Source organism: Phyllobacterium sp. UNC302MFCol5.2, assembly GCF_000686005.1.
GTDB lineage: Bacteria > Pseudomonadota > Alphaproteobacteria > Rhizobiales > Rhizobiaceae > Phyllobacterium > Phyllobacterium pellucidum.
The window spans coordinates 99,598-117,765 of record NZ_JMLL01000011.1 but is presented as its reverse complement, the minus strand read 5'-3'; the positions used below and the strand labels follow the sequence as shown (position 1 = coordinate 117,765).

Below are 18,168 nucleotides of genomic sequence, written 5' to 3'. Positions count from 1 at the left end.
AAATGACGGACCATTTGCATGCTTGAGAAGACGTATGACGCAGCGGCCATAGAGCCGAAGATCGCAGAAATCTGGGACGAGGCCGGGGCCTTCAAGGCCGGGGCCGGTTCGAGACCGGGCGCCGATCCTTTTGCCGTCGTCATTCCTCCGCCCAATGTCACCGGCTCGTTGCACATGGGCCATGCGCTCAATAATACCATTCAGGATATTCTCGTGCGCTTCGAGCGCATGCGCGGCAAGAACGTTTTGTGGCAGCCCGGCATGGACCATGCCGGCATTGCGACCCAGATGGTTGTCGAGCGCCAGTTGATGGAACGCCAGCTTCCCGGGCGCCGCGCCCTGGGACGTGAAAAGTTCGTCGAACGTGTGTGGGAATGGAAAGCGGAGTCCGGCGGCATCATCGCGGGACAGCTCAAGCGCCTGGGGGCTTCCTGCGATTGGTCGCGCGAACGCTTCACCATGGACGAGGGCCTTTCGAAGGCGGTTCTCGAAGTCTTTGTAACGCTTTACAAGGAAGGTCTGATCTACAAGGACAAGCGCCTCGTCAACTGGGATCCGAAGTTGCTCACGGCGATTTCCGACCTCGAAGTCGAGCAGCGGGAGATCAAGGGCAATCTCTGGCATTTCCGCTATCCGCTTGAGAACGTCGCATTCGACCCGGAAAACCCGCACACGTTCATCGTCGTCGCTACCACGCGCCCGGAGACCATGCTTGGCGATACCGGTGTTGCCGTCAATCCGGACGACACGCGGTATCACGCGCTGGTCGACAACAATGTCGTGCTGCCGCTCGTCGGCCGGCATATTCCGATCGTTGCCGACAGCTATGCGGATCCGGAAGCAGGTTCCGGGGCGGTCAAGATCACGCCGGCACATGACTTCAACGATTTCGAAGTCGGCAAGCGCAACGATCTGCGCCAGATCAACATCCTCAATACCGATGCGTCGATACATCTGAAGGACAATGACGATTTCCTGGAAGGCCTCGAGCCTTCGCGAAATCTCACCCAACTTATCCATGTGCTCGACGGCAAGGATCGCTTTGCGGCGCGCAAGCTGGTCGTGACCATGATGGAGGAGGGCGGCTACCTTGAGAAGATCGAGGAACATACGCACATGGTCCCGCATGGTGACCGCGGCGATGTGCCGATTGAACCGTTCCTGACAGACCAGTGGTATGTGAACGCAGCCGAACTCGCCAAGCCGGCGATCGCAAGCGTGCGCGAAGGCAGGACCAATTTCGTTCCGAAGAATTGGGAAAAGACCTATTTCGAATGGATGGAAAATATCCAGCCCTGGACGATTTCCCGCCAGTTGTGGTGGGGTCATCAGATTCCGGCCTGGTATGGTCCCGATGGCCAGGTTTTCGTTGAGCGTACCGAGGAAGAAGCGCTGAGCGCCGCTATCCAGCATTATCTCGCGCATGAAGGCCCGATGAAGGCCTATGTCGAAGACCTCTTGGAAAACCTCAAGCCGGGTGAAATCCTGACGCGCGACGAAGATGTGCTCGACACCTGGTTCTCCTCGGCACTCTGGCCGTTTTCTACGCTTGGCTGGCCGGACAAGACGCCGGAACTTGCCACCTATTACCAGACCGATGTGCTCGTCACCGGTTTCGACATCATCTTCTTCTGGGTCGCCCGGATGATGATGATGGGCCTGCACTTCATGAATGAAGAACCGTTCCATACGGTTTATGTGCACGCTCTCGTCCGCGACAAGAACGGCGCCAAGATGTCGAAGTCGAAGGGCAATGTCATCGACCCGCTCGACCTTATCGACGAGTACGGCGCAGACGCGTTGCGCTTTACCCTCGCCATCATGGCGGCGCAGGGGCGCGACGTGAAGCTCGACCCGAGCCGTATTGCCGGCTACCGCAACTTCGGCACGAAACTGTGGAACTCGACGCGCTTTGCCGAGATGAACGGCGTCAAGCGTGACCCGTCGTTCCGCCCGCAGGATGCCAAGCTCACGGTCAATCGCTGGATCCTGACCGAACTAACCAATGCAGTGCGCGACGTCACCGACGGGATAACCAGCTATCGCTTCAACGAGGCGGCGGGCGCAGCCTACCGCTTCGTCTGGAACCAGTTCTGCGACTGGTACATCGAACTATTGAAGCCGGTGTTCAATGGCGAGGATGCCGAAGCGAAGGCGGAAGCGCAGGCTTGCGCTGCCTATGTGCTCGACGAAATCTACAAGCTGCTCCACCCGTTCATGCCGTTCATGACCGAGGAGCTTTGGGCCCATACGGCAGGAGAGGGCCTGACCCGCGATACCCTGCTTTGCCATGCTCCATGGCCGCAGCCGGATTTCCTTGATGCGGAAGCCGCTGCCGATATCAACTGGCTGATAGATCTTGTCACCGGCATTCGCTCCGTACGGGCCGAAATGAACGTCCCGGCAGCGGCGGTTGCGCCACTTGTCGTCGTCGGAGCCAACGAAGCCACGCGCGAGCGGCTCCAGCGGCACGAGGCCTCGATCAAATGGCGGGCGCGCGTCGATTCGATCACGATCGGCGATAATGTGCCGAAGGGCTCAGCGCAATTCGTTATCGGCGAAGCCACTGCTTGCCTGCCGCTTGGCAGCCTTATCGATGTCGATGCCGAGGTGGCGCGGCTCCGCAAGGAAGCCGGCAAGATCGCCGACGAGCTCGAAAAGATCAACAGGAAGCTTGGCAATGAGAAATTCGTTGCCAATGCGAAGCCGGAAATCGTCGCCGCTGAGCGCGAGCGTCTCGCTGAACTCGAAGCTGCGGCTAAAAAGATCGAGACTGCAATTCAGCGTGTCCGCGACGTCGAATAACCCATAACGAGGATTCGCTTACCTGAGCGAATCCTCAGTTGTTGCCTCCGGCTTTCCCCGATGGAGGTTGTGGGTAACTTCCTATTTTCGCCTGTCATTTACCCCAATTTCGTCATTTTTCAACGTCGTTGCATTTGCGCAACAACGGCAACTTTGACGCGAAAACCGTCCTTTTTGGCCGTAACCCTTTCGGATTAGTTTGGAAAATTGCGAAAAGCGTCGCTTCGAGGCGGCAAATTTCGTGGTTTTGCAAAAACCCGTTAACCCAACCAAAGAGAGTCCTCCCTTAAAGTCGTTGCACGTTCTGTGCGCTTTGTTACCTATTACGTATTAGTAACAATTCTGCTGAACCGTATTGATGTTCAGCGCGCTTTTTGGACTTCGGGAGGGGTTTTATGTCAGGGGCAATATCGAAAATCGTGGGCGGGGCATTGCTCTTGGCAAGTGTGGCCTCCGCTGCTCAGGCCGGGGGGCTCGAGCGCGGAGGTTATAACTGGGATCTGTTGTTCGAACCGGGCCGCTTCGCTTCGGAAGCCGGCGCCATCTATGTGATGCCCGAACGGCGGATCAAGAACGCGGTTGATACCAATCCGCGCGACGGTCTTGGATCGAACGGTATTGGCGGTGGCGCGACGTCCGTGGACGAAACGCCGGACTATACGGTTCCGCGTTTTGGCGTGAAGGTCGGCCTTACCGACGATGCCGACTGTCTTGCCAGCTACGCCGAACCGTGGGGCGTTCACACCGACCCCGGCTATGATTGGGTAGGCGCCAACCAGAACATCGAGACAAAGATCCGCAGCCATGATTATGGCCTGACCTGCTCCTATCGCTTTGACGTTGGCAAAGGCCAACTGCGTGCCATCGGCGGTGTGTCGTACCAGGAAGTCTCCGGCTTCAAGCGCCGCCTCGTTCTTGGGCCGGCCATTATTCAGGGAGCACTTGGACCTGCGGCTGCTGGCTTTGACGGAAGTGGACTTCTTGATCTAGAGGCAGACGGTGTTGGCTGGCGCGTTGGTGCTGCCTACGAAATTCCCGAATACGCGTTTCGCGCCAGCCTGATCTACAATGCCGAGATCGATCTCGGCCAGATCAATGGCACGGTGGACCTGACGGAAATTCCTGGCGTCATGGCCGGCGCGCTGCGCAATCCATTCGTCGGCCGGATCACGGATGTCTACGGCACCGCGACCATGCCGCAGTCGGTCCAGTTCAACTGGCAGACCGGTATTGCTCCGGACTGGCTCGCCTTCGGTACGGTGAAGTGGGTTGACTGGAGCGTTCTCGAAGTCATCGCCTTCTGCCCGACTTCAACCAAGTCGCTTGGTTCGTGCGGTCCGAGCTCACCATTCCGCCTGACCTCGCTTGACCTGATGTTCCAGGATGGCTGGACTGTCTCTGCGGGCCTTGGCCACAAGTTCAACGATCAATGGTCGGCCTCAGCGCAGCTCAGCTGGGACCGCGGCACGTCAACGGGCCTGACCACCCAGACGGATACCTATCTTCTGTCGAGCGGTGTTGCCTACGCTCCCAACAAGAATGTCGAACTGCGTGTGGGCGGCGCAGTTGGTATGCTTACCTCCGGTTCCTACGGCCCTACGGCATGCCCGGGCAATCAGACCTGCGGCACCGATGTGTCCTATGACTTCGGCGATGACCTTGTGACTGCTCTGTCCATCTCCGGCAAGGTCAAGTTCTGATCAGAACCCACGCACCCCAAAGAGCCCGGCCATGTGCCGGGCTTTTTGTTGCGCCATGTGTGCTAGGTCACTGATTTTGTGACGATTCAGCAACACTTGTCCGGCATGATCTTCCGCACGGGTTCGGGGAACAAATTTGCCCATTTTGCGCCACAAACCCAGCGCACCTCGAATGGGCGGCGGAAAAACATCGAGTAATAGTGCTGATGTTCCGCACGGGGAAATGATGGACGCAATACTTATTCCGCATGGCAGTTTTTCAGATCGTCATCTGACGTTTCGCCATCATTTTACTGACAGCCCCAGTATTGCCGGAAATCTGTCAAATGATTGCTGGAATGATGTGCAGGATATTGAGGTTCCGGCCATGGCTGCCCTGTCAGAGCAGCGTGGAGGGGATTGGGCCCGCAAGGTTGCAATGGCGCGCATTGATGCGGCGACACAACTGATCCGGGCGAAGGAAGATTGCTGCCATGGTCATTGCTGATCGTCTTCGTGCACCCCTGATCGGGATTGGCCTTCTGATGAGCGCCATGACGGCGCCCTGCTTTGCATTCGATACACAGAATGAAGTGAAGGAGGATTCCAGTCCCTTCGCGCTCTTCAAATTCGGTTTTTCAGCCTATAAGAACGGCCACAAGGACGAGGCAGTCAAAGCGTTGCGCTTTGCGGCGGAAAAGGGCCATCAGGGCGCCAACTGGAAACTCGCCCGCATGTATGCGGAGGGCGACGGCGTCAAGGAAGACGACTACCAAGCCTACCAGATGTTCGAGCAGGTCATTCGCGAGGGCGCTGACCAGGGAACGCAGAACGAGAGCTACGTCGCTGACGCCCTTGTGGCGCTTGCAGGCTACCTGAAGCGCGGCATCCCGAACTCACCGGTCGGGGCTAATCCAAGCGCTGCCCGCGATCTTTACATGCAGGCGGCATCCAACTTCGGTGATTCCGACGCCCAGTTTGAACTCGGCAAGATGCTGATGAAGGGCGAGGGCGGGCAGTCCAATCCCAACCAGGCCGCCCGCTGGTTCCGCCTTGCTGCGCAGAAAGGCAATGCCGGCGCGCAGGCGATGCTCGGCAATCTTCTGTTCCAGGCCGGCAAGACCGTACGCGGCCTCGCCATGATGACCGCTGCGCTCGAACACGCGAGCAAGCAGGATCGCGCCTGGATCGGCGATATCCAGGAACAGGCATTCTCGATCTCCGACGAAGCCGACCGGCGAACAGCCATGGTGCTTGCCGAGGACATCATCAAGACCGGCGATTTCTGAAAGCCTGCCCGCGCAAAATTGCCCGGGCAGGTCTATTCTCGCCTAAGCCGTCTCCACATTGTTGAAGGTCAGGAACGGGTCGGTAACGCTCGCGGCGCCCGTTTCGACACGACCTGCAAACCGGCGCAGATAGGAGCCGTCGGACTTGCCGCTTTCATTGACCAATTCGACCGTAATATCGTACCAGCCTGACCGGGTTTTGATCTCCTCGAACTGCGGAACGCAGGTCAGAAGCTTGAGCGGGCGCATTTTCGTTGAAGGGGTGCGATCGGCCGATCCGATCTTGTCATAAAGAACCGTAATTTTGAGAATCTGGTCCTTTGTTCCGGCATTGACCAACTTGAGCGTCACGTCACCGCTTGTCTGATACAGGATTTCGACTTCCGGATCGACTTCGAGTTCGGTTGTCAGGGCGCCCTTGAACTGGCGTAGATAGCCGTTCGGTCCATGGATGGCGAGGTTGTAGCCCTTGTCGGTCACATCCCACGCATCCTGCAACGGTTCCCCCCTGATCACCGAATAGCGGCGCGGCTTTTGATCCTTGAGCACATAGTCGTAGGCGTAGAAACAGCTGCCCGCTTTGCCGGCGTTGACGAAATCGACCACCAGCTGTTTTTTTGCAGCATCCAAATGCCCGTTGACGTGGAACTCGTAGGGGAGTGGCCTGGATCTCCGGGAGAAATCGGGATTGCTGGTATTGTCGGTGCCAAACGTCGTTACCGGGTTTTCCAGTTTCGGCATGGCATTCGTGAGCGGCACGTTCGGAGGAAACTTTCCGCTCTTGTTCACGAATGGTCCGCCTTTCGGATAGGCCACGAAAGCGGCATCATTCTTGGCGAAGTCGAACGCCGAGGTAAGATCGCCGGCGATCGCCCGGCGCCATGGCGTGATATTGCTCTCGTAGAGCGGGTTTTCCACGCCCGTCTTGTCGCTCTCAAGGCCGAAACGCGCTTCGAGGAAGCGCAATGTGGAGGTGTGGTCAAATACTTCCGAGCACACCCAGCCGCCCTTGCTCCATGGCGAGACCACCAGCATCGGCACACGCGGTCCGAAGCCGATATATTGACCGACCCATTCTTTCTCGTGGTTATACAGTTCGCGGTCGAGGCCATTCAGCAGCGAGGGCGACATCTTGCCCGGGCCCTTTTCATCGACAGGCATGGGTGGCACGACGTGGTCGAACAGGCCGTCGTTCTCGTCGTAGTTGAGCAGGAAAATCGTCTTGCTCCACACCTCGGGATTGGCGACGAGAGCGCTCAGGACCTCGTTGATATAGTACGCACCGTCTGTGACTGTCGCGGATGGGTGTTCGCAGTTCTTATAAGGTGCCACGACCCATGAGATGTTGGGCAACTGATTGTTGAGGACATCCTCACGCATCTGCGCGATCGAACGGTTGGTGACGCCGTTTCGGACAAGCGTCGGAAGATTGTCCAGGCTGCCTGTATAAGCCTTACCGTCCTTGTAGCAGACTCCATCCACCCAGTAGCACCCCTTCACGGGCTGGTCGTTATAGGCGGCAAAATAGGCAAGGTTGTTTTCCTCGTAGCAATCGGTCGGCTCGCCAGGTTTGCCTGTGCCGCCCTGGTACGTGCGCCAGGTAATCTTCCGTCCAGGATTGGTCTGCTCTGCATTGAATTTCTCGATGCGCTCGGGATAGGTCGTCCAGTCGGAGACTACGCGCACGGCTGGTGTCTTGTCCCACGACGGCCAGATCACCTTCGGATTTTTCAAGGCAGGATTGGCGGCGGCGCCTGACACCAGAAATTGGCGGTTCGGTATCGTATCGCCATGGCAGGATACGAAGTAATGATCGCAAACGGTGAAGGCGTTGGCGAGATAGCGGTGATAGCTTACGTCCTTGTGGCGCAGGTAGCTCATCGTCAGGACATCGCCTTTCGCGGCGATCCAATTGTCGTAGCGGCCATGATTCCAGCAGGACTGGCCGCTGTTGACGCCATGGTCAGTGCCGCGCAGGCCTTCGCCGGTCTTGTCGTAATCGATCGGGTAGGGCAGGACTTCGCTCGTCCCCAAGGGCACGCCGCAGCGCTTCCCGTCCTTATTGGAAAGACTATCGGTAATCGGCTGACGGAATACGTCCTTGCCGGTAGTTGGAGAGACCACGGGCCGCGGGTCGGTAAAGCCGCGTACACCGTTATAGGTTCCGAAGTAGTGATTGAACGACCGGTTCTCCTGCATCATGATCACGACATGCTCGACATCCCTGATTGTGCCGGTCGCATTGTTGGGCTCGATTGCCAGCGCCTGCTGGATGGCCGGCGGCAACATGCTCAGCCCCGCGACGCCGCCCGCGCTCACACCCATCATTTCCATGAATTTGCGGCGGCTCATCTGCCTGTGCGTGCGATTATCGCTCAAGTTCAATCTCCAGTCGTCATAAAGTTCAGATGCAAAATGCTTGCTTGAAATGGACGGCGTAAAGATTGCCGCAATTGTGCGCACCCCATACGGAACGTCACGTCAATGCGTCAATGCGACTATAGTTTATGTGGACTTGGAGGCGTGCGTGATGCGGCACGCTTCTAAAAAAATTGTTTCAGAAATATTTCAGGTTTGTTTCAGAAATATTATCCGTCTCGTTATCAATACATCAAGCTAGGCGATTGAAATCGCTACGGGGACGTGGTCGGAAGGCTTTTCCCAAGCACGCACATGCTTCTCGATGGTTGCGGATTCGAGGAGATTGGTTGCTTCCGGCGACAGCATCAGGTGATCGATGCGGATGCCGTTATTTTTTTGCCAGGCCCCGGCCTGATAGTCCCAGAAGGTGTAAATGCCCGCTTCTTCGCTGACATTGCGAACAGCATCCGTAAATCCGAGGTTTTCGAGGCGGCGGAATGCCTGACGGGTTTCCGGCTGGAACAGCGCATCGTTCACCCAGACTTCGGGGTTTTTTGCATCAATGGGTTCGGGGATGACGTTGTAGTCGCCAGCGAGGATCAGCGGCTCTTCGAGCGCCAGCCTCGCTTCGGCCCAGCGTTCAAGTCGCGCCATCCAGTTCAGCTTGTATGGGAATTTTTCGGTGTTGATGGGATTGCCGTTCGGCAGATAAAGCGACACGACGCGCAACGCGCCTCGCTCGGTCGAGAACACCGCCTCGATGAACCGGGCCTGTTCGTCACTGTCATCACCCGGAAGTCCGCGCGTCACCTCATCTGGCGATTTCTTGGAGAGAATCGCGACGCCGTTGAAGCCCTTCTGGCCGTGCGTTTCGACATGATAGCCGAGCGCTTCGATCTCGAAGCGTGGAAAGGAATCATCGACAGATTTGATTTCCTGCAGGCAGACGATGTCAGGATTGGATTCCTGCAGCCATGTTGTCAGGACGTCGATGCGCGCCTTGGCGCCGTTGATGTTCCAGGTAACGATTTTCATGAGATCCGCTCTGGGTTGCGACGGCGGCAATGACGGGAGTTCAGATTGCGAAGCTCGTTCCGCAGCCGCAGGACGCCGTGGCGTTTGGATTGCGTATCTGGAACGACTGGCCCATGAGGTCATCAACGAAATCGATCTCAGAACCGCCGATATAGGGCAGGGAAATCGCGTCGATCAACACCTTCGCGCCGAGCTTTTCAATGACGATATCGTCTGCATCCTGGGCATCGACCAGATCGTATTTGTAGGAGAACCCGGAGCAGCCGCCACCCTCGACCGAGATACGCAGCGCCGTCTTCTCGGGATCGGATTTCAGGATAGCCGATATGCGCTTTGCAGCGGCATCGGATACGGAAATGTTTACGGCTTCGGTCATTCGCTCAAGCTTCCTTCGCGGATTACTCCGCACCCTGTTTGGCCGGATCGACATTATCATGTCACACCTTGCCATTCATCATATAGCATAGCTAAGAATTGGCGACTGTGAAGTCAACGGCGCGCAGGTTCCTGCCAACTGGAAGCTGCGCGCGAGGGAAGTTCGAGAATGTCCATGCAGGGTATCGGGTTCGGTTATAGGGAAAGGGCGCCCTATGCGTGCGACCCCGAAAAGAGCCGCGGACGGCTGGTAGCTGAAAGCGAAAGCCCGACGCGGACGGTTTTTCAGCGCGATCGCGACCGGATCATTCACTCGACAGCTTTTCGCCGGCTGAAGCACAAGACGCAGGTGTTCATCGCGCATGAGGGCGACCACTACCGCACGCGCCTGACCCATACGATAGAGGTTGCGCAGATCGCGCGGGCGCTGGCGCGCTCGATGCGGCTCGACGAGGATCTCGCCGAGGCGATCGCGCTGGTCCACGATTTTGGCCACACGCCGTTCGGCCACACGGGCGAAGATGCGCTCAACGAAAGGATGCGCGATTTTGGCGGTTTCGACCACAATGCCCAATCACTGCGGATCGTGACGAACCTTGAAAAACGCTATGCCGATTTCGACGGGCTGAACCTCACCTGGGAAACCCTTGAAGGGCTCGTCAAGCACAATGGGCCGCTGACGAATGCAAAGGGCGAGGGGATCGAGCATCCTGTCCCCGCTCCGATTGTCGAGTTCAATGCAAGGTTCGACCTCGAACTTGCGAACTACGCTTCGCTTGAGGCGCAGTGCGCGGCGATTGCCGATGATATCGCCTATAATGCCCACGACATCGATGACGGGTTGCGTTCCGGCCTCCTTTCACTTGAAAGCCTGGAAGATGTCGCCATTACCGGCGGCATCCTGCGGGCGGTCCGGCAGAAATACCCATCGCTTGACGATGTGCGTACCTCGCACGAGATCGTGCGACGTCAGATCACGATCATGGTTGAAGATGTCATTCGGGCGGCACAGGCAAACCTTGACGCCGTCAGGCCGCGCAATATTGGCGATGTTCATGCTGCGGGTCGTGCCATTGTCGGTTTCTCCGCTTCGATGCGGGAAGAGGAGAAATCGCTGAAGGCATTTCTCTACAAAAATCTCTACTTCCACGACAGCGTCATGCGGGTGCGCAGATCGGCGGATAGGATTGTACGCGAGCTTTTCGATGCCTACCTCGACGACCCGCAATCGATGCCCGAGGGCTGGCGGGAGGAGGGTGAACAGGGGGATGCGACGATGCGGGCCCGGCTCGTCGCCGATTTTCTTGCGGGCATGACCGACACCTATGCTGTGCGAGAACACCGACGCCTGTTTGACCATACGCCCGATTTAGCTTAATGCGGGCGCAAATTGCGGTAGCTAGCCGCTAGACCCTGCTAAAACCCAAACGAGTATGACGTCATGAACATCTTCGCCGATTTCGACGCGCGGATAAAAAAAGCCCTGCAAGCGCTTGAACTCAAGACTGCGCAAGGCAGCGAAATCGACCTGTCCCGCGTGGGCGTCGAGCCGCCGCGCGATCCGAGCCACGGCGATATCGCGACCAATGCCGCCATGGTTCTTTCCAAGGCGGTTGGGCAGAATCCGCGCGAACTCGCCGTGCGGATAGGCGAGGCGCTGAAGAGCGATCCCGATGTGGGCAGCGTCGATGTCGCGGGGCCGGGCTTTATCAACCTGCGATTGAAAGACTCCTATTGGCACCGGCAGTTGGCGATCATGCAAGGCGCCGGCCTCAATTATGGGCGCTCGCAGCTTGGCTACGGGCACCGCGTCAACGTCGAATATGTTTCAGCCAATCCGACCGGACCGATGCATGTCGGCCACTGCCGCGGCGCCGTCGTCGGTGACACCCTGGCGAATCTTCTCAAGTTTGCTGGCTATGACGTCACCAAGGAATATTACGTCAATGATGCCGGGTCGCAGATCGACGTTCTGGCAAACTCGGTGATGTTGCGCTACCGCGAAGCGCTTGGCGAGCAGATCGGCGAAATTCCCGCCGGGCTCTATCCGGGCGATTATCTCGTTCCCGTCGGCCAGGCGCTGGCCAGCGATTTCGGCACCAAACTCCTGGAAATGCCGGAAGAAGAGGCCTTGGCCATCGTCAAGAACCGGACGATCGATGCCATGATGGCGATGATCCGCGATGATCTTGCGTCGCTGAATGTGCATCACGACGTGTTCTTCTCGGAGCGGACGCTGCATGCGAACAATGCGAAGCTGATCCGGTCGGCGATCAACGACCTGACGTTGAAGGGTCATGTCTACAAGGGCAAACTACCGCCGCCGAAGGGCCAGCTTCCGGAAGATTGGGAAGATCGTGAGCAGACTCTGTTCCGTTCGACCGATGTCGGCGATGACATCGACCGGCCGCTGGTAAAGTCTGACGGGCAGTTCACTTACTTCGCCGCCGATGTCGCTTACTTCAAGGACAAGTATGACCGTCATTTCGACGAGATGATCTATGTGCTGGGCGCCGATCATGGCGGCTATATCAAGCGGCTCGAGTCGCTGGCGCGCGCGGTTTCGGGCGGCACGGCCAAGCTTACGGTGCTCATCTGCCAGTTGGTAAAGCTCTTTCGCGATGGCGAACCTGTTCGCATGTCCAAGCGTTCCGGCGAGTTCGTGACGCTGCGGGATGTTGTGGAGGAGGTGGGACGCGATCCCGTCCGCTTCATGATGCTTTACCGGAAGAACGATGCGTCGCTCGACTTCGATTTTGCCAAGGTGACAGAGCATTCGAAGGACAACCCGGTGTTCTACGTCCAGTACGCCTCGGCCCGCTGCCACTCGGTTTTCCGGCAGGCGATGGAGCAGATGAATATTGGCGAAGAAGCATTTGCGGGCAGTGCACAGCACTTCGGTTTGCTGACCGACGAGAGCGAAATCGCGCTCATCCGCAAGCTGGCCGAATATCCCCGGCTGATCGAGACAGCGGCGCTCCATCAGGAGCCGCACCGGCTCGCATTCTACCTTTATGACCTTGCCAGCGCGCTGCATACGCAGTGGAACAGAGGCACGGAAAATCCGGACTTACGTTTTATTAAGGTTAACGATCCAAACTTGTCAGAAGCCAGGCTAGGGCTGGTTCAGGTTGTTTCGAAAGTCTTGGCGTCCGGATTGACAATAATAGGTGCGGACGCTCCGACCGAAATGCGCTAAAAGCGGGTATAACACGGTATAAACCGCCGAAAAGCGTAGCAATTCTGACAACTTTTGCCCACATTGCGCTGGTAAGGCCAATGCGAGACGTTTGCGGACGTCCCACAGTTGAGTACAGGATTAACGCTATGGCGGACAATATTATTCAGCGTTCTCACCGGCAGGACGATTCGCGATTCGGCAATGACGATCCTTTGATGGAGCTTTCCCGCATCATGGGAACGCCCGATGAAGGGCATGATGCCGCGTCGAACGACGCCTTTGCCTTGGATCTCGAACGCGAACTCATGGGAGGCTTCGACGAGCCTGCGCCCGTGCAGTCCGCCGCAAAAGTTCCTGATCACCAGCAACTGGCGGATGACGATCGCCATGCGGTCGACAATTTTCAGGAAGCCATCGAGCGCGAACTCGCGAGCGATCCGAATTACGGCCATCATGAAGCGGCGTCAGGATCCCTCGCGGCCTATGCCGAACCGGATTATGCCGATTACGAGCCCGACCTTTCTTATGCGGACAATGAGGCAGGTGAGGGCCGTTCGGTGGTCGATGCGCCATCGATGAGCCTCGAAGACGAACTTGAGAACCTTCTCGCTGGATCGCCGCAGCCCGTTGTGCAGCGTTCGGCAACTGCCTCCTGGGGTTATGGATCGCAAGCGCAGATGACCGGCCGTGCGGAACATCCCGCCCCGTCGATTGCGCGGGCGATGTCCTATCAGCAGCCGGCCGCTCTCCAGCCAGCGCCGGAGCCTGCCGTTTACAGTGCGCCCGAACCGGTCGCCTACAGCGCGCAGGAACCGACACAGCAGAGCTACGAAGCCACCGAGGAGCAGCCCCAAGCCGCTGAGGACGAGTTCGACTCTGAGGCATTGATGGCGGCGTTCGACGATTTCGACGTTTCGGCCGAAGCCGAGGAAGAAGTTGCCGAGAGCCAGCCCGTATTCCCGCTCTATCAGGCTGTCGAGCCGTCTGCAGAAGTGGCACCCGTCCGCGAGCAGATCGAAGTTCCGGTAGCGATGCCGGTCGCGAGCGCTCCGAAGCTTCCCGAAGTTCACGATCTGCATGACTACGCCGATGAACTCGACCGGGCCGCATCGGCGATCGATGCCGCCCCTGACGTCGACACGATCTCGGTAACGGAAAATCGCGTCGATTTCACCGAAGCGCTCGACCTGCCGGAAGTGCACTACGAGGACGATGCTCCCGAACATCATGCGCTCGGCGAGCTCGAGAGTGAATTTGCCGAAGTTTTCGGATCGATCGAGGCCGAAGAGGTGCGTTCGAGCCAGTCTGTCGCTGAGGAACCTGCGGCGAAAGCCGAGCCCGAAGAAGACGAATATGCCGACATCTTTGCCGATGTGTTTGGCAACAAGGCGGAGCAGGGCCAGTATAGTGCGGCTGGTTATGCGGCCGCCGCTGGTGTCGCCGCCATGGGTGCGGCAGCCGCCGGTGCCCGCCAGCATCAAACGCCGGCCTATGGTCCCGAGGACGACAATGACTTCGGCTACGATCCGCGCCGCGACAATGTCGATATCGCCGCAACGCCTTACGGCGAAAAGCAGGCGAAGCGCCGCAGCAGCCTGTTTGTGCCGGGTGTGGCCGCTGCCGTGGTGCTCGTCGCCGTCGCGGGCGCCGTTGCCTATAAATGGACCGGCGGTGCGGGCGGTGACCCGGTCGTGATCATGGCCGACAAGACGCCGATCAAGGTTCAACCCGAGACGACCAGTACGGCAATCGTGCCCAATCAGGACAAGGCAGTCTACGACAAGGATGCAACGGCTGCACCGACGGCGCCGAAGCAGGATCAGCTCGTGACCACGCGTGAAGATCCGGTCGATCTGGCCGCCGATGAAGATGCCGAGGACCCGGCGACCGACAAGGTCGATGCACGGGTCGATCCGGCCGAGCAGGATACCGCCGCCAACGATCAGCAGCCGGCGGCCAATACGAATTCGCTGGCGCCGCGCAAGGTCCAGACCATGGTCGTCAAGCCGGACGGAACGATGGTTGCATCCATCCCGCAGAATGATCAGGCGCTCAGCAGCGGTCCAGCCGCTGCCCCGGTCGATCGTCCGGCGGCTGCAGCTGTAGCGAACGACGCTCCGACCGCGTCGCAGATGGCCGATACCTCGGGTGACGATGCCATTGGCGATCTGGTCGAGAGCAATGATGCACCTGCCGCCCCGGCGCAGGCCGCTGCATCGGAGCCGGCAAAGCCCGCCAAGGCACCCGTCGCCGCAAAAGTTGCGCCGAAGGCGGTTGAGACCAAGAAGATCACGCAGGAAACGGTCGCCTCCGTATCGGCGGCGCCTCGGAATGCACCGGTTGTCGATCGCCCCGCCGATCAGCCGGTCGACATCGTCGACCGCGTGCCACCAAAGAATGCCGCAGGACAGCAGGTCGCCTCTGCTGCCCCGGCAGCGGGCAGCTACCTGATCCAGATCGCATCGCAGCCAAACGTCGAGGGCGCGCAGAAGACCTACGCATCGCTCTCGCAGAAATATGCGGGTGTGATCGGCGGTCGCGGCGTTGATATCAAACAGGCCGAGATTGCCGGCAAGGGCACGTTCTTCCGGGTACGCATCCCGGCAGGATCCAAGGCTGACGCGATCAATCTGTGCACGAAATACAAGTCTGCCGGTGGCAGTTGCTTCGTCACGCAGTGATCGGCACTACAACGAATGAGACAAGGCGGCTCCGGCCGCCTTTTCCTTTTTTGGATTGAGGAAGTAGACTTCTCGCATGAGCGAATCAAAAGCATGGATTGCCGGCACTGCCGGTTTGAAACTGACCCCAGACGAAATTGCGTTTTTCCGCGACGAACGCCCGTGGGGTTTTATTCTCTTCGCCCGCAACGTCAGCGAACCGGCGCAGATCGAGGATCTGTGCGCGCACTTGCGCGATCTCGTCGATCGCGAGGATGCGCTCGTGCTGATTGATCAGGAGGGCGGGCGCGTGCAGCGCCTGCGTCCACCGCTGGCGCCCAACTATCCTTCCGGTTCGGCTCTCGGAGCGCTTTATCGCGAGAATGAGGAAGAGGGGCTGCGCGCTGCCTGGCTTTTGTCACGCCTGCACGCCTTCGACCTTCTGAAACGCGGGATCGATGTTGACTGCCTGCCTGTACTCGATGTTCCGGTCGAGGGCGCAAACGAGGTCATCGGCAGCCGTGCCTATGGCAAGGAGCCTGAGATCGTCACGGCAATGGGCCGCGCCGCAGCGGACGGACTGATCGCCGGCGGCATGTTGCCGGTTATGAAGCACATGCCGGGCCACGGCCGCGCGTTTGCCGATACGCATCATGAGCTGCCGACAGTAACGACACCATTCGATGCGTTGGCCGAGCATGATTTCGCCCCGTTCCGCGCTCTTGCGGATTTGCCGATGGCGATGAGCGCGCATGTGATCTTCTCCGCCATAGACCCGAAGAATCCGGCGACGACCTCGGGAAAGGTTGTCGAAGAGGTTATACGTGGCCATATTGGCTTCGACGGGCTGCTGATGAGCGACGACATCTCCATGAACGCACTTTCTGGGGATTATTTCGATCGCACCAAAGCAATCTTTGCCGCCGGACTCGATATCGTGCTTCATTGCCATGGCATCATGGATCAGATGCGGGCAGTTGCATCGTGTACGCCGGAGCTCGAAGGCAAGGCATTCGAGCGCGCAAAGCGGGCAATTGAATACAGGAAGCAGCCGGATACCTCGAATGAGGAGGAACTCCGGGAAGAATTCCAGCGCTATTTCGAGGCGGTGGCATAGAAGCGTGAGAGACTTTTGGCAGCGACGGAACAGAAGCTAAGCGGCAATAACGGAGCGCCCATGGAGGCGCTTTGGGAAAGTCCGTCCGATCGCGGCGTTAGTGAACCTTTGCTTGTCATTGATATCAAGGGCTTCGAAGGGCCGCTTGATCTGTTGCTGCACCTGGCGCGCAACCAGCGCGTCGATCTTGCGCGCATTTCCGTGCTCGCACTCGTCGAACAATATCTCGTCTTCATTCGCCAGGCGCAGGCTTTGCGGCTTGAGCTTGCGGCCGATTATCTCGTCATGGCCGCCTGGCTTGCCTATCTGAAATCCAAGCTGCTGATCCCCAAGTCGCCGGGCGATGACGGCGAAAGCGGCGAGGAACTGGCTGCAACCCTGCAGTTCCGGCTGAAGCGCCTCGAAGCGATGCGCGATGCGGCGATGAAGCTCGTCAATCGCCCGCGGCTCGGGCGCGATATCTTTGCGCGCGGCATGCCTGAGGCGGTCATAGTCGACCAGACCAACACTTATGCCGCGACGCTCTACGAGCTTTTGACGGCCTACGCCTCGCAGCGGCAGAAGCAGGCAGTGTCGCAGGTGCAGATCGCCCGGCGCAGTGTCTGGTCGCTGAAGGATGCCCGAGAAATCCTCATGCGCCTTGTCGGCGAAATGAAGGACTGGACCGCTCTCGACCAATATCTCCTGGAATTTATCGTCTCGCCGGCAGAACGAGCAACCGCAATCGCGAGTTCCTTTGCGGCAAGCCTTGAAATGGTGCGCGAAGGCCAGCTCGAAATTCGCCAGACGGGCGCCTTCAATCCGATCTATCTGCGCAATCGGCAGACGAAGGCGAGCGAGCCTTATTTCGAGCCGATGGAGGATGTGGTCAATGGCTGACAACATTCACGATACGCTGGAAGACGACGAAATCATGGAACCGGGCGCGAGCTGGACCGCGCGGATCGGGGTTTCCGAGGCGCTGCGCATGGTGGAAGCGATCCTGTTTGCGTCCGCTGAACCCGTGACCGAGAAGGCGTTGCAGGAGCGCCTTCCGTCCGGCGCCGATGTTCCAGCGCTCCTCGGCGAGCTTCAGGAGTTCTACGCAAAGCGCGGTATCAACCTGCGTCAGGTCGGCGGCGCCTGGGCGTTTCGGACAGCGGCGGATCTCGCTTTCCTGATGAACCGCGAGGCGGTGCAGCAGAAAAAGCTGTCGCGGGCGGCGCTCGAAGTCTTGGCTATTATTGCCTACCACCAGCCGGTGACGCGAGCGGAGCTCGAAGACATTCGCGGCGTTGAAACGTCGAAGGGAACGCTCGACGTTCTCATGGAAACAGGTTGGATAAAATTCCGCGGCCGCAGACGCACGCCGGGGCGGCCGATCACCTATGGCACTACGGCGTCATTCCTTGATCATTTCGGCCTGCAAGAGGTGCGCGATCTGCCGGGCATCGATGAACTGCGCGGGGCAGGCTTGTTGTCGGCGCGCATGCCGGCAAATTTCGCCGTGCCCGTTCCGACCAATGATCCGGATGAGCTGACCGAGGATGAGGATCCGCTGACGGACATCGATCTTGAGGAGCTTGGTCTTTTGACGCCGCGCGTCGAACATGATTGAGACAAGCTTTGGACTTAAGGATAATGTGGCCTAAACAACCCGTCACGCAAGATTTTGTGCGGGTTTTAA

13 protein-coding genes are annotated in these 18,168 nt (G+C 58.6%); 10 read left to right on the top strand and 3 right to left on the bottom strand.

The window, feature by feature from the left end:
• Positions 1-18 precede the first annotated feature (18 nt).
• The 4 genes from BR48_RS0111830 (at position 19) to BR48_RS0111815 (ending at position 5,773) form a co-directional block, all read left to right on the top strand.
• Positions 19-2,805: a valine--tRNA ligase gene (locus BR48_RS0111830; protein WP_027231491.1), complete on the top strand. Its 2,787-nt coding sequence runs from the start codon at positions 19-21 to the stop codon at positions 2,803-2,805.
• 395 nt (positions 2,806-3,200) lie between these two features.
• Positions 3,201-4,505, top strand: coding sequence for an OmpP1/FadL family transporter (locus BR48_RS0111825; RefSeq protein WP_036814316.1), 1,305 nt, complete (start codon positions 3,201-3,203; stop codon positions 4,503-4,505).
• Between the two features lie 136 nt (positions 4,506-4,641).
• Complete coding sequence (locus BR48_RS0111820) at positions 4,642-4,992, top strand: hypothetical protein (protein ID WP_155810866.1); 351 nt, start codon at positions 4,642-4,644, stop codon at positions 4,990-4,992.
• Positions 4,993-5,029: 37 nt separating this feature from the next.
• Positions 5,030-5,773 (top strand): tetratricopeptide repeat protein, encoded by a 744-nt coding sequence (locus tag BR48_RS0111815; RefSeq protein WP_228019424.1) that lies wholly within the window; start codon positions 5,030-5,032, stop codon positions 5,771-5,773.
• A gap of 42 nt (positions 5,774-5,815) precedes the next feature.
• Here BR48_RS0111815 and BR48_RS0111810 read toward each other — a convergent pair whose 3' ends face one another.
• The 3 genes from BR48_RS0111810 to erpA all read right to left on the bottom strand — a co-directional run bounded on the left by BR48_RS0111810 (position 5,816) and on the right by erpA (position 9,545).
• Positions 5,816-8,152, bottom strand: coding sequence for a phospholipase C, phosphocholine-specific (locus tag BR48_RS0111810; protein WP_155810865.1), 2,337 nt, complete (start codon positions 8,150-8,152; stop codon positions 5,816-5,818).
• 237 nt (positions 8,153-8,389) lie between these two features.
• Entirely contained in the window at positions 8,390-9,169 is a 780-nt protein-coding gene (xth, locus tag BR48_RS0111805; RefSeq protein ID WP_036814313.1) for an exodeoxyribonuclease III, read from the bottom strand.
• Positions 9,170-9,209: 40 nt separating this feature from the next.
• Positions 9,210-9,545 (bottom strand): iron-sulfur cluster insertion protein ErpA, encoded by a 336-nt coding sequence (gene erpA / locus BR48_RS0111800; protein WP_027231485.1) that lies wholly within the window; start codon positions 9,543-9,545, stop codon positions 9,210-9,212.
• A 168-nt stretch (positions 9,546-9,713) separates the two neighbouring features.
• On the opposite strand from erpA, the gene BR48_RS0111795 reads away from it, so the two are divergent.
• The 6 genes from BR48_RS0111795 to scpB all read left to right on the top strand — a co-directional run bounded on the left by BR48_RS0111795 (position 9,714) and on the right by scpB (position 18,099).
• Positions 9,714-10,922, top strand: coding sequence for a deoxyguanosinetriphosphate triphosphohydrolase (locus tag BR48_RS0111795; RefSeq protein ID WP_027231484.1), 1,209 nt, complete (start codon positions 9,714-9,716; stop codon positions 10,920-10,922).
• Between the two features lie 63 nt (positions 10,923-10,985).
• Positions 10,986-12,743 (top strand): arginine--tRNA ligase, encoded by a 1,758-nt coding sequence (gene argS, locus BR48_RS0111790; RefSeq protein WP_027231483.1) that lies wholly within the window; start codon positions 10,986-10,988, stop codon positions 12,741-12,743.
• A gap of 128 nt (positions 12,744-12,871) precedes the next feature.
• Positions 12,872-15,406 carry an SPOR domain-containing protein gene (locus tag BR48_RS25495; RefSeq protein WP_027231482.1) on the top strand — a complete coding sequence of 845 codons (2,535 nt, stop codon included), beginning with the start codon at positions 12,872-12,874 and terminating at the stop codon, positions 15,404-15,406.
• A 76-nt stretch (positions 15,407-15,482) separates the two neighbouring features.
• Entirely contained in the window at positions 15,483-16,502 is a 1,020-nt protein-coding gene (gene nagZ, locus BR48_RS0111780; RefSeq protein WP_027231481.1) for a beta-N-acetylhexosaminidase, read from the top strand.
• A gap of 15 nt (positions 16,503-16,517) precedes the next feature.
• A complete protein-coding gene (locus BR48_RS0111775) occupies positions 16,518-17,381 on the top strand; it encodes a ScpA family protein (protein ID WP_036814304.1) in 864 nt (287 codons plus the stop codon).
• Positions 17,382-17,415: 34 nt separating this feature from the next.
• A complete protein-coding gene (scpB, locus tag BR48_RS0111770; protein WP_228019427.1) occupies positions 17,416-18,099 on the top strand; it encodes an SMC-Scp complex subunit ScpB in 684 nt (227 codons plus the stop codon).
• Positions 18,100-18,168: the final 69 nt, after the last annotated feature.

Bases quoted from the DNA above. Each gene is read 5' to 3' on its own strand.
- BR48_RS0111830 (WP_027231491.1), top strand. From the start codon at position 19: ATGCTTGAGAAGACGTATGACGCAGCGGCCATAGAGCCGAAGATCGCA.
- BR48_RS0111825 (WP_036814316.1), top strand. From the start codon at position 3,201: ATGTCAGGGGCAATATCGAAAATCGTGGGCGGGGCATTGCTCTTGGCA.
- BR48_RS0111815 (WP_228019424.1), top strand. From the start codon at position 5,030: ATGAGCGCCATGACGGCGCCCTGCTTTGCATTCGATACACAGAATGAA.
- xth (WP_036814313.1), bottom strand. From the start codon at position 9,169: ATGAAAATCGTTACCTGGAACATCAACGGCGCCAAGGCGCGCATCGAC.
- erpA (WP_027231485.1), bottom strand. From the start codon at position 9,545: ATGACCGAAGCCGTAAACATTTCCGTATCCGATGCCGCTGCAAAGCGC.
- BR48_RS0111795 (WP_027231484.1), top strand. From the start codon at position 9,714: ATGTCCATGCAGGGTATCGGGTTCGGTTATAGGGAAAGGGCGCCCTAT.
- argS (WP_027231483.1), top strand. From the start codon at position 10,986: ATGAACATCTTCGCCGATTTCGACGCGCGGATAAAAAAAGCCCTGCAA.
- BR48_RS25495 (WP_027231482.1), top strand. From the start codon at position 12,872: ATGGCGGACAATATTATTCAGCGTTCTCACCGGCAGGACGATTCGCGA.
- nagZ (WP_027231481.1), top strand. From the start codon at position 15,483: ATGAGCGAATCAAAAGCATGGATTGCCGGCACTGCCGGTTTGAAACTG.
- scpB (WP_228019427.1), top strand. From the start codon at position 17,416: ATGGAACCGGGCGCGAGCTGGACCGCGCGGATCGGGGTTTCCGAGGCG.